Source organism: Mycolicibacillus koreensis (genome assembly GCF_002104795.1).
Classification (GTDB): Bacteria; Actinomycetota; Actinomycetes; order Mycobacteriales; family Mycobacteriaceae; genus Mycobacterium; species Mycobacterium koreense.
On the sequence record NZ_NCXO01000073.1, the window covers coordinates 1 to 10,545 of the forward strand.

At 69.4% G+C, this 10,545-nt stretch carries 11 protein-coding genes; 7 read left to right on the forward strand and 4 right to left on the reverse strand.

The features are described 5' to 3' along the window. Nucleotides 1-76: 76 nt before the first annotated feature. Genes B8W67_RS19230 through B8W67_RS19240 form a run of 3 tightly spaced genes read right to left on the reverse strand, consistent with a single transcriptional unit; the run spans nt 77 to nt 2,627 of the window. Entirely contained in the window at nt 77-703 is a 627-nt protein-coding gene (locus B8W67_RS19230) for a Maf family protein (protein ID WP_085305728.1), read from the reverse strand. Then, nucleotides 700-969 carry an acyl-CoA carboxylase subunit epsilon gene (locus B8W67_RS19235; RefSeq protein WP_085305730.1) on the reverse strand — a complete coding sequence of 90 codons (270 nt, stop codon included), beginning with the start codon at nt 967-969 and terminating at the stop codon, nt 700-702. The genes B8W67_RS19230 and B8W67_RS19235 overlap by 4 nt, the downstream gene beginning before the upstream one ends. Beyond that, entirely contained in the window at nt 966-2,627 is a 1,662-nt protein-coding gene (locus tag B8W67_RS19240; RefSeq protein WP_069391183.1) for an acyl-CoA carboxylase subunit beta, read from the reverse strand. The genes B8W67_RS19235 and B8W67_RS19240 overlap by 4 nt, the downstream gene beginning before the upstream one ends. Before the next feature lie 140 nt (nt 2,628-2,767). On the opposite strand from B8W67_RS19240, the gene casI reads away from it, so the two are divergent. From casI to B8W67_RS19255, 3 genes are read left to right on the forward strand one after another with little or no spacing between them, the layout of a single operon-like run. Then, nucleotides 2,768-4,429 (forward strand): steroid-22-oyl-CoA synthetase, encoded by a 1,662-nt coding sequence (casI, locus tag B8W67_RS19245; RefSeq protein ID WP_085305732.1) that lies wholly within the window; start codon nt 2,768-2,770, stop codon nt 4,427-4,429. Between the two features lie 26 nt (nt 4,430-4,455). After that, nucleotides 4,456-5,268: a biotin--[acetyl-CoA-carboxylase] ligase gene (locus B8W67_RS19250; RefSeq protein ID WP_069391185.1), complete on the forward strand. Its 813-nt coding sequence runs from the start codon at nt 4,456-4,458 to the stop codon at nt 5,266-5,268. Between the two features lie 9 nt (nt 5,269-5,277). Continuing rightward, entirely contained in the window at nt 5,278-5,811 is a 534-nt protein-coding gene (locus B8W67_RS19255; protein WP_069391186.1) for a PH domain-containing protein, read from the forward strand. Here B8W67_RS19255 and B8W67_RS19260 read toward each other — a convergent pair. After that, nucleotides 5,751-6,455 (reverse strand): GtrA family protein, encoded by a 705-nt coding sequence (locus tag B8W67_RS19260; protein WP_085305734.1) that lies wholly within the window; start codon nt 6,453-6,455, stop codon nt 5,751-5,753. The two genes, B8W67_RS19255 and B8W67_RS19260, sit on opposite strands and share 61 nt — an antisense overlap. A gap of 44 nt (nt 6,456-6,499) precedes the next feature. Between B8W67_RS19260 and B8W67_RS19265 the strand changes: the two genes are divergently transcribed. The 4 genes from B8W67_RS19265 to B8W67_RS19280 all read left to right on the forward strand — a co-directional run bounded on the left by B8W67_RS19265 (nt 6,500) and on the right by B8W67_RS19280 (nt 10,468). Next, complete coding sequence (locus B8W67_RS19265) at nt 6,500-7,867, forward strand: 5-(carboxyamino)imidazole ribonucleotide synthase (protein ID WP_085305736.1); 1,368 nt, start codon at nt 6,500-6,502, stop codon at nt 7,865-7,867. Continuing rightward, nucleotides 7,864-8,382 (forward strand): 5-(carboxyamino)imidazole ribonucleotide mutase, encoded by a 519-nt coding sequence (gene purE / locus B8W67_RS19270; RefSeq protein WP_069391188.1) that lies wholly within the window; start codon nt 7,864-7,866, stop codon nt 8,380-8,382. The genes B8W67_RS19265 and purE overlap by 4 nt, the downstream gene beginning before the upstream one ends. A 13-nt stretch (nt 8,383-8,395) precedes the next feature. Continuing rightward, nucleotides 8,396-9,565, forward strand: a complete 1,170-nt coding sequence (locus B8W67_RS19275) for an acyl-CoA dehydrogenase (RefSeq protein WP_085305738.1) — start codon at nt 8,396-8,398, stop codon at nt 9,563-9,565. A 117-nt stretch (nt 9,566-9,682) separates the two neighbouring features. Then, entirely contained in the window at nt 9,683-10,468 is a 786-nt protein-coding gene (locus B8W67_RS19280; RefSeq protein WP_133056156.1) for a hypothetical protein, read from the forward strand. Nucleotides 10,469-10,545: the final 77 nt, after the last annotated feature.

The window sequence follows — 10,545 nt, forward strand, 5'->3', positions numbered from 1 at the left end:
GTCCAGGCGGAGCGCCCGCGTGGGCGGGACGCTCCGCGTGGGCGCTCCGCCTGGACAAGGCGCTCAGCCCCAACGCTCAGCCCCAGAACGGGGCGATCGACACGTTCAGGCGGGCCAGCAGCGTGCGCAGCAGCGGCAGGCTCACCCCGATCACGTTGGACGGATCCCCCTCGATGCGGTCGATGAACCAGCCGCCCAGCCCGTCGATGGTGAAGCCGCCGGCCACCCCGATCGGTTCACCCGTGGCGATGTAGGCGTCCAGGTCCGCCGGTGCGGGATTGGCGAAATACACGGTGGTGGAACGGGTCTCGGATTCACTGGCGGTCACCGCCCCGTCTTGCACACGCACCGCGCAGTGCCCGGTGTGCAACCGCCCGGACCCGCCGGCCATCAGCTGCCATTGCTGCAACGCCGCCTCGGCGCTGCCCGGCTTTCCGCACAGCCGGTCGGCGACCTGCAGCATCGAATCGCACCCGATGACCACCGCGTCGGCGGCGATGTCGGCGGGCAGGCTCGCCGCGACCGCGCGCGCCTTGGCCGCGGCCAGCTCCACGACCACCCGCTCGGCGGGGGCGGTCGGGCCCAGACCGGCGATGATCGCGTCCTCATCGACCCCGGAGACGATCACCACCGGATCGACGCCGGCGGCGCGCAGCACCGCGAGTCGACCCGTGGAGGCCGAGCCGAGGACCAGCCGGGTCACCGCCGCAGGTGGGTGCGCTCCAGCAGCGTCACTCGCTGCCAGCTGAAGATCGAGTAGCGCAGCCTGTCCACCGGGTGGCCCCACATGTTGCGCGCCGCGGCCGCCGGCTCGCCGCCTCCGCCGGCGGCACCGGCGAACACCGTCACCAGGGCGGCCAGCTCCTCAGCGGTGGGCTCGCCGCGCAGCACCTGCACGAACGGCTGGGCGGGGGCCGCGTCGTCGGGGGCGGCCTCGCCGGCGGGGGGTGGGCTCTGATCGGTGCTCACAGCGGAATGTTCCCATGCTTCTTCGGCGGCAGCTGCACGATCTTGCGTTCCAGCAGCCGCAGCGAGTTGGCGATGTAGCCGCGGGTGTGCGACGGCGGGATCACCGCGTCGACGTAGCCGCGCTCGGCGGCCACATACGGGTTGACCAGGGTGTCTTCGTATTCCTGCTGCAACTCCAGGCGCAGCGCGTCGACATCCTCGCCGGCCTTGGCGGCCTCGCCGAGTTTCTGGCGGTAGACGAACCCGACGGCACCGGAGGCCCCCATCACCGCGATCTGGGCGGTCGGCCAGGCGACGTTGACGTCGGCGCCCATCTCCTTGGACCCCATCACGCAGTAGGCGCCGCCGTAGGCCTTGCGGGTGATCACGGTGATCTTGGCGACGGTGGCCTCGCCGTAGGCGTAGAGCAGCTTCGCGCCGCGGCGGATGATGCCGTTGTACTCCTGGTCGGTGCCGGGCAGGAAGCCGGGCACGTCGACCAGCATGACGATCGGGATGTTGAAGCAGTCGCAGGTGCGGATGAACCGCGCCGCCTTCTCCGAGGCGTTGATGTCCAGACACCCGGCGAACTGGGTGGGCTGGTTGGCGACGATCCCGACACTGCGGCCCTCGATGCGGCCGAAGCCGACGACGATGTTGCCCGCGTACCCGGACTGCACCTCCAAGAACTCGTCGTCGTCGAGGATCCGGGTGATGACCTCGTGCATGTCGTAGGGCTGGTTGGGCGAGTCCGGGATCAGCGTGTCCAGCTCGATGTCCTCCGGGGTGAGGGTCTCCTCGATGGAGCCCTCGGCGACCGGCTCGGCGTAGCGCGGCGGGTCGGCGTAGTTGTTCAGCGGCAGGTAGCTGAGCAGGTCGCGCACGTAGTCGAAGGCGTCCTGCTCCCCGGAGGCCACGTAGTGCGCGGTGCCGGACTTGGCCATGTGGGTGTGCGCCCCGCCGAGCTCCTCCATGGTGACGTCCTCACCGGTGACGGTCTTGATGACGTCCGGGCCGGTGATGAACATCTGAGAAGTCTGGTCGACCATCACGACGAAGTCGGTCAACGCGGGGGAGTAGACGTGCCCGCCGGCGGCCGCGCCCATGATCAGCGAGATCTGCGGGATCACCCCGGAGGCGAGGATGTTGTTGTGGAAGATCTGGCTGTACAGGCCGAGGGAGACCACACCCTCCTGGATGCGGGCCCCGGCCCCGTCGTTGATGCCGATCAGCGGGCGACCGGTCTTGATCGCCAGGTTCTGCACCTTGACGATCTTCTCGCCGTAGACCTCCCCGAGGCTGCCGCCGAACACGGTGGCGTCCTGGCTGAAGATGCAGACCTCGCGGCCGTCGATGGTGCCGTAGCCGGTGACCACGCCGTCACCGAGCGGGCGTTTCTCGCCCATGCCGAAATTGGTGCTGCGGTGGCGTGCCAACGCGTCGAGTTCGACGAACGAGTCCTCATCGAGCAGCGCCAGAATGCGCTCGCGCGCGGTGAGCTTGCCCTTGGCGTGCACCTTCTCCACCGCGGCCTCGCCGACCGGGTGCAGTGTCTCGGCGGCGCGCCGCTTGAGGTCGGCGAGCTTGCCGGCGGTGGTGTGGATGTCGATCTCGTGCTCGGCCGCCGGTTCGACGTGAGAGCCGGCTGAACCGGCGGCGGAGTCGGTTGCGCTCGTCATAACCGTCGAGCTTAACTGCGTTTGCCGCGCCACTCGCCGCCGGGAGCCCCATCTGTGCGTGTCGCCCACCGGGGCGCCGAAGCGAGCGTGCCGAAGCGAGCGCGGGGAGGAGAGCGAGGGGAGGAGATAGCCTGCCCCCGATGCGCACCGATATCGCCACCATGCTGCTGGACCGGGCCGGCGACCCCCATCCGGGGCTGCGCACCCGCGACCGGGACTGGAGCTGGGACGCGGTTCTCGCCGAATCGGCGGCCCGCGCCGCCCTGGCCGCCGAACTGCGCCGCGACGGCCCCTTCCACATCGGGGTGCTGCTGGACAACGTGGCCGACTTCGTGTTCTGGCTCGGCGGGGCGGCGCTGGCCGGGGCGGCCATCGTCGGGCTGAACCCGACCCGCGGCGCGACCGAACTGGCCGAGCAGATCCGCCACGCCGACTGCCAGCTGATCGTCACCGACCGTGCCGGAGCGGCGCGGGTCGCCGGCCTCGACCTGCCGGCGTCGATGGGGCTGGGCGGTGACCGGATCCTCGTCGTCGACGACGACGGCTACCTCGAGCGGGTGGCGGCGCGGCGTACGGCCCCGGCCGCGGCGCCCGGCGTGGGAGCCGAGACGCTGTTTTTGCTGCTGTTCACCTCCGGCACCACCGGGGCGGCCAAAGCGGTCCGCTGCAGCCAGGGCCGGTTGGCGCGCATCGCCGACGCCGCCGCGGACAGATACGCCCACACCCGCGACGACGTCGAATACTGCTGCATGCCGCTGTTCCACGGCAACGCGATCATGGCGCTGTGGGCGCCGGCGCTGTCCCGCGGCGCCACCGTCTGCCTGACCCCCACCTTCACCGCCACCGGGTTCCTCGAGGACGTCCGCTACTTCGGGGCCACGTTTTTCACCTACGTCGGCAAAGCCCTGGGCTATCTGCTGGCCACCCCCGAACGCCCCGACGACGCCGACACCACGCTGCGCCGCGGATTCGGCACCGAGGCGTCCCCGGCCGACCAACGCGAATTCCGCCGCCGCTTCGGCGTTGAGCTGTTCGAGGGCTACGGCTCCAGTGAGGGCGGCGGCGCGGTGGCCCGCGACCCCGACGCCCCGCCCGGCGCACTGGGCCGCCCCGCCCACGACGGCGTGGTGGTGCTCGACCCGCACACCCTGCAGACCTGCCCGCCCGCAACGTTCGACGCCGACGGGCGGCTGTGTAACCCCGAGGAGGCGGTCGGCGAGATCGTCGACAAGCGCGGCGCCGCCGGTTTCGAGGGGTACTACAAAAACGAGGCCGCCGACGCCGAGCGGCTGCGTCACGGCTGGTACTGGACGGGGGATCTGGGCTACCTGGATTCCGCCGGGTTCCTCTACTTCGCCGGCCGCCGCGGCGACTGGATCCGGGTCGACGGGGAGAACATCTCCGCGCTCACCGTCGAACATGCGCTGCGGCGCTACCCGGGAGTGATCGCCGCCGCCGGCTACGGCGTGCCCGACCCGCGCTCGGGGGACCAATTGATGGCCGCCGTCGAGGTCGCCGACCCCGCCGGTGTCGACGTCGCAGCGCTCGCCGCGTTCCTGGCCGCCGACAAAAGCTTGGGCCGCAAAGGGATTCCACGCCTGCTGCGGATCTCCTCGGCGCTGCCGGTCACCGGCTCGAACAAGGTCCTCAAACGGCAACTGCAGACCGAGCGCTGGCACACCGACGACCCGGTGTACCGCTGGGTGGGCCGAGGCGCCCCCGACTACCGGCTGCTGAGTGCGGTCGACCGCCGCGGGCTCGACGCGGAGTTCTACGCCCACGGCCGTCAGCGCCACCTGTAGCCGCCGGCCCGCCTATCATCACCCCAATGACCGAACGCGATCCGGCCCGCCCCGCCCTCGACGAAACGGCGCTGCGCGCCGCGCTGGGCGGCCGGTGGCGTCGCATCGACGTGGTCGAGCAGACCGGCTCCACCAACGCCGATTTGCTGGCCCGCGCCACCGACGGCGACGACATCGACGGCGCGGTGCTCGCCGCCGAACACCAAAGCGCCGGCCGCGGCCGGCAGGGGCGGGAATGGTCGGCGCCGCCGCGCTCGCAGCTGTCGCTGTCGGTCGGGGTGGCCGCCGCCGCGGTGCCCACCGCCGCGTGGGGATGGTTGCCGCTGGCCACCGGGGTGGCCGTCGCCGACGCGCTGGCCGATCACGGTCTGACGGTCGGGCTGAAATGGCCCAACGACGTGCTCGCCGGACCGGGTGATGCGCCGGGCAAACTGGCCGGGATCCTCGCCGAAGTGGCCGCACCGGCGAAGACCATCGTCGTCGGCCTGGGCCTGAACGTGGCGATGACCGCCGCGGAGGCGCCGACCCCGCAGGCCACCTCCCTGGCGATGCTCGGGGCACCCACCGACCGCACCGCGTTGGCGGTGGCGGTGCTCGATGCGCTCGCCGCACGGATCGCGGCCTGGCGCGCCGCGGGCGGCGCCGACGCCGGACTCATCGCCGACTACACCGCCCGCAGCGTCACGCTGGGCCGGCAGGTGCGCGCGCTGTTGCCCGGCGGGCAGACCGTGGCGGGGGTGGCGGAGTCGATCGACGAGTTGGGGCGGTTGTGCGTGGCCACCGGGACCGAGACCGTGGCCGTCGCCGCCGGCGACGTCACCCACCTGCGGCCGGTCTGAGGCAACGCCGTGCCGTATCCCGACAACGTCCTCGCCGACGACGAGCAGGTGGTGCTGCACCGCCATCCGCACTGGAAACGCCTGGTCTCCGCCGTGCTGACACTGCTGGTGTCCACCGCGGTGGCCACCTTCGGCGCGGCGGTGGTGGACACCCAGAACTGGGAGCCGACCGCGCGCAACGTGGTGTTCGCCGTCATCGCCGCCATCTGGGCGGTGCTGGTCGGCTGGTTCAGCGTCTGGCCGTTTTTGGCCTGGCTGACCACCCACTTCGTCATCACCGACCGCCGGGTGATGTACCGGCACGGGCTGCTGACCCGCAGCGGCATCGACATCCCGCTGGCCCGGATCAACAGCGTGGAGTTCACCCACCGACTCACCGACCGGATGCTGCGCACCGGCACGCTGATCATCGAATCAGCAGCGCAGGACCCGCTGGCGTTCTACGACATTCCGCGCGTCGAACAGGTCCACGCGCTGCTGTATCACGAAGTCTTCGACACCTGGGACGACACCTGGTCCGGGTCGACCGGGCGCGGCGCCTGACGGTGGCGCCGCCGGAACAGGCTCACCACGTTCGTGTTGCGCTCGGCGGGGTTGCGCTCGGTGGTGGCACCGGCGCGGCCGTCCTCGATCGACTCGACCAGCGCGCCGTCGTCGAGCACCGCGCTGAGAGCCTGATCACCGTCGGCGCTGGGTGTGCCGGCCAACTCGTCGGGGAAGACCCAACGCCGGAACGCCCAGAACCGGAACACCATCTGCAGCAGGTTGCCCAGGATGTAGGCCGCGACGAAGTCGGCGATGTTCTCCACGGTCAGCGACACCATCGGGGCGCGCAACTGCAGCACATAGCTGGAGAACCACAGCGGCGCCATCGACAGCAGCACCCCCACCCCGCTGAACGCGAAGAACAGCAGCGCCTCGTGGTGGCGTTCGCGGCCACCCCGGTCGCGGAAGCTCCACTCCCGGTTCAAGATGTAGGAGGCGATCACCGCCACGATCCCGGAGATGATCTTCGCGGTCACCGGCTTGGGCTCGAGCACGGTCAGCTTCAGCGTGTAGAACAACGCCGAGTCGATGATGAACGTCGTACCACCGACGATGGCGAATTTGATCAGCTCATGATGGCGTTCGGCCAGGGGGCGAATAGCCCCGGGCAGGCGCGCGATCGTGGCGTCGGTGAATGACACAACACGCCAGTCTACGTTTCGACCGACGAACATGTAAAAACACGATGAAATCGCCGCCCCACCGGCATGACACCATATGTGCCGTGCCTCCCACTCCGCATGGCCGCGCCGCGCCCGCTGATCCGGGCCGTCGCCAGCCCGCCGGCCCCCAGGTCACCATGATCGGTGCGGGTCAGCTGGCCCGGATGACGCATCAGGCCGCGATCGCGCTGGGCCAGAGCCTGCGGGTGCTGGCCGAGACCAGCGACGACCCGGCCGCGCAGGTCAGCCCCGATGTGGTGGTCGGCTCCTACCGGGAGCTCGCCGACCTGCGCCGCGCAGCCGCCGGCGCGACGGTGGTCACCTTCGACCACGAGCACGTGCCCGCAGCGCTCCTGACGCAGCTGGCCGACGAGGGGGTCGCGCTGGCACCGCCCCCGGCGGCGCTGCACCACGCCCAGGACAAGCTGGTGATGCGTCACCGGCTGGGCGAACTCGGCGCCCCGATGCCGCGCTACCTGGCCGTGAACAGCGCCGCCGACCTCGACGCGGTGACCGAATTCGCCGGACAGGTGGGCGGGGCGACCGTGGTCAAGGCCGCCCGCGGCGGCTACGACGGCCGCGGGGTGGCCATGGCCGCCGATCCCGCCGCGGCCCGGGATCATGCCGCTGCGTACCTGGACAGCGGTGTCCCCGCCCTAGTCGAGGAACGGGTGGCGATGCGCCGCGAGCTGGCCGCGCTGGTGGCGCGCTCGCCGTTCGGGCAGGGCTCGTCGTGGCCGGTGGTCCAGACCGTGCAGCGCGACGGCATCTGCGTGCAGGTGATCGCCCCGGCCCCGGACCTGCCCACCGCCCGCGCCGAGCAGGCCCAGCAGCTGGCGCTGCGGATCGCCGCCGAACTCGGGGTGGTCGGGGTGCTCGCCGTCGAACTGTTCGAAACCGACACCGGGGAGCTGCTGGTCAACGAACTGGCGATGCGCCCGCACAACTCCGGACACTGGACCATGGACGGCGCGGCCACCAGCCAGTTCGAACAGCATCTGCGCGCGGTGCTCGACTATCCGCTCGGGGCGACCAGCGCGATCGCGCCGGTGACGGTGATGGCCAACGTGCTCGGCGCCGACCAGACCCCGACGATGAGCCTCGACGAGCGGCTCCACCACCTGTTCGCCCGGATGCCCGACGTGCGGGTGCACCTGTACGGCAAGGCCGAACGGCCCGGCCGCAAGATCGGGCACCTCAATCTGCTCGGCACCGACGCATCCGACCTCGCCGACCTGCGCGCTCGCGCCGAACTCGCGGCACACTGGGTGGCACACGGACGGTGGAGCGACGGTTGGGACCCGCATCGCGCCGACGGCGCGACCCAGCAGTGGCACACGGTGAACCCCGCAGCGAGCACCGCGGACGAGCAGAAGGAGCGGCAGCCATGACCCCCAGCACCCCACCGCAACCCCGGGTCGGGCTGATCATGGGCAGCGACAGCGACTGGTCGGTGATGGCCGACGCGGCCCACGCGCTCGCCGAGTTCGAGGTGCCCTTCGAGGTGGGGGTGGTCTCCGCGCACCGCACCCCGCAACGCATGTTCGACTACGCCCGCGACGCCGCAGGGCGCGGTCTGGCGGTGATCATCGCCGGGGCCGGCGGGGCGGCCCACCTGCCCGGCATGGTCGCCTCGGCGACCCCGCTGCCGGTGATTGGTGTGCCGGTGCCGCTGGCCCGCCTCGACGGGCTGGACTCGCTTTTGTCGATCGTGCAGATGCCCGCCGGGGTGCCGGTGGCCACCGTCTCGATCGGTGGGGCGCGCAACGCCGGACTGCTGGCGGTGCGCATCCTGGCCGCCGCCGACACCACCCTGCGCGAGCGGATGGTGACCTTCCAACAGGAGCTGGCCGACATGGTGCTGGCCAAGGACGCCGCACTACACGATAAAGTTACCGGCGAGTAGCTAGGAGGCTGTGATGGCTGGATGGACCGGGAACCCCTCGTTCGACGTGTTTGCGTTGCCCGAGGAGCATGAGGAGTTGCGTTCGGCGATCCGGGCGTTGGCGGAGAAGGAGATCGCTCCGTATGCCGCGGAGGTCGATGAGAAGTCGCGGTTTCCCGAGGAGGCGTTGGCGGCGTTGAACGCCTCGGGGTTCAACGCGGTGCATGTGCCGGAGGCCTTCGGTGGTCAGGGTGCCGATTCGGTGGCGACGTGCATCGTCATCGAGGAGGTGGCGCGGGTGTGTGCGTCGTCGTCGTTGATCCCGGCGGTGAACAAGCTGGGCACGATGGGGTTGATCCTGGCCGGCTCTGATGAGCTGAAGTCGCAGGTGTTGCCGTCGTTGGCGGCGGGGGAGACGATGGCCTCCTATGCGCTGTCTGAGCGGGAGTCCGGCAGTGACGCGGTGGCGATGCGTACCCGGGCGAGTGCTGACGGGGATGACTGGGTGCTCAACGGCACCAAGGCGTGGATCACCAACGGTGGTAAGTCGACGTGGTACACGGTGATGGCGGTCTCTGATCCGGACAAGGGGGCCAACGGGATCTCGGCGTTCATCGTGCACAAAGACGATGAGGGTTTCACGGTGGGGCCCAAGGAGAAAAAGCTGGGCATCAAGGGTTCGCCGACCACCGAGTTGTATTTCGAGAACTGCCGTATTCCCGGGGATCGGATCATCGGGGAGCCGGGTACGGGGTTTAAGACCGCGTTGCGCACCCTCGATCACACCCGCCCGACGATCGGGGCGCAGGCGGTCGGTATCGCCCAGGGTGCGCTGGATGCGGCGATCGCCTACACCAAGGACCGCAAGCAGTTCGGCCGGCCGGTGGCCGACAACCAGGGTGTGCAGTTCATGATCGCCGACATGGCGATGAAGCTGCAGGCCGCGCGGTTGATGGTGTATTCGGCGGCCGCACGCGCCGAGCGTGGTGAGCCGGATCTGGGGTTCATCTCCGCGGCGAGCAAATGCTTCGCCTCCGATGTGGCCATGGAGATCACCACCGACGCGGTCCAGTTGTTCGGCGGCGCCGGCTACACCATCGACTTCCCCGTCGAACGCATGATGCGCGACGCCAAGATCACCCAGATCTACGAGGGCACCAACCAGATCCAACGCGTCGTCATGAGCCGGGCCCTACTGCGCTGACAAAGAGTGGCGCGGCTCGAAGGTAGATGCCGCACGTCGTGTGACTGTCGCGTCGATCGACTTGAGCGTGACCGCTGAGGGAAACATCAGGTCAAATTGGGTTTGGAGAGGCCAAAGATGAGTACTGTAGCGATGGATCACGTCGGCGCTATCGACCTCATCGATTTCGCTGGGGTCTGTGAACTACAAGGACGCGAGGGCTTGCCTTATCCATTTTGGCGAACTCAACCGTCGGAAATGCCGCCGTCGAACCTAGCGACGCTCGCGGACCGATTGGATCATGGAGATCTGCGCCCATTCTGCGCATGGCTGGACGCCTATGTGCCGGCTGACATCTGGGTCGAATGCCGGGTCAATTACATATCGGAAGATCCGGACATCCGCATGCTCGCCTATCGCGTGGGGCAATCGGGATTCTTCGCCGTGCAGCGTCGGGATGAGGATGTGGTCGACGTTTTTGCGTTGTCGCCCTACGAGTTAGGCGCTGCGGTCGCAGCGGCCGCCGAGATGAGACGACCCGGTGTTCATCCGAAGATTTTTATCCCGGGTCTTCTCGATGACCGTCGGGTCAGCGCTGATGCGGTTGGGTACAAGGATGACGATGAGTACGAGTACACCCCCGTGCGCGTCGCCGCCCCGCGACGGTCCGGCTCGCTGCTGTCGCCCAGGGAGGTGACGGTGATGACGACGGTGCAGTCTCGGTGCCGACCCGCGCGCACATGGGGAGTGGACTGGGGAAGAGAAGCCGTTGTGTGTTTGCGGATAGAGGATGACGGTGACTACGTCTATACGCCAGATTTTGAGCATGCCGTGCCGGTAACGACATCAGATCTGGCCAGGCGAACCGATCAGATGATTTCCCGGGATGTCGCCGTCTTGCGGCATGAGCGCAATCTGGACTGACTGAACCGCCCCGGTGAGTCCGGAGACTTCATCTCTTGTGAAGGATGGAGTCGTGGGAAGTTCGAAGAAGTATCCGG

Bases quoted from the DNA above. Each gene is read 5' to 3' on its own strand.
- purE (WP_069391188.1), top strand. From the start codon at position 7,864: ATGACCCCCAGCACCCCACCGCAACCCCGGGTCGGGCTGATCATGGGC.
- B8W67_RS19275 (WP_085305738.1), top strand. From the start codon at position 8,396: ATGGCTGGATGGACCGGGAACCCCTCGTTCGACGTGTTTGCGTTGCCC.
- casI (WP_085305732.1), top strand. From the start codon at position 2,768: ATGCGCACCGATATCGCCACCATGCTGCTGGACCGGGCCGGCGACCCC.
- B8W67_RS19250 (WP_069391185.1), top strand. From the start codon at position 4,456: ATGACCGAACGCGATCCGGCCCGCCCCGCCCTCGACGAAACGGCGCTG.
- B8W67_RS19265 (WP_085305736.1), top strand. From the start codon at position 6,500: ATGAAATCGCCGCCCCACCGGCATGACACCATATGTGCCGTGCCTCCC.
- B8W67_RS19280 (WP_133056156.1), top strand. From the start codon at position 9,683: ATGAGTACTGTAGCGATGGATCACGTCGGCGCTATCGACCTCATCGAT.
- B8W67_RS19240 (WP_069391183.1), bottom strand. From the start codon at position 2,627: ATGACGAGCGCAACCGACTCCGCCGCCGGTTCAGCCGGCTCTCACGTC.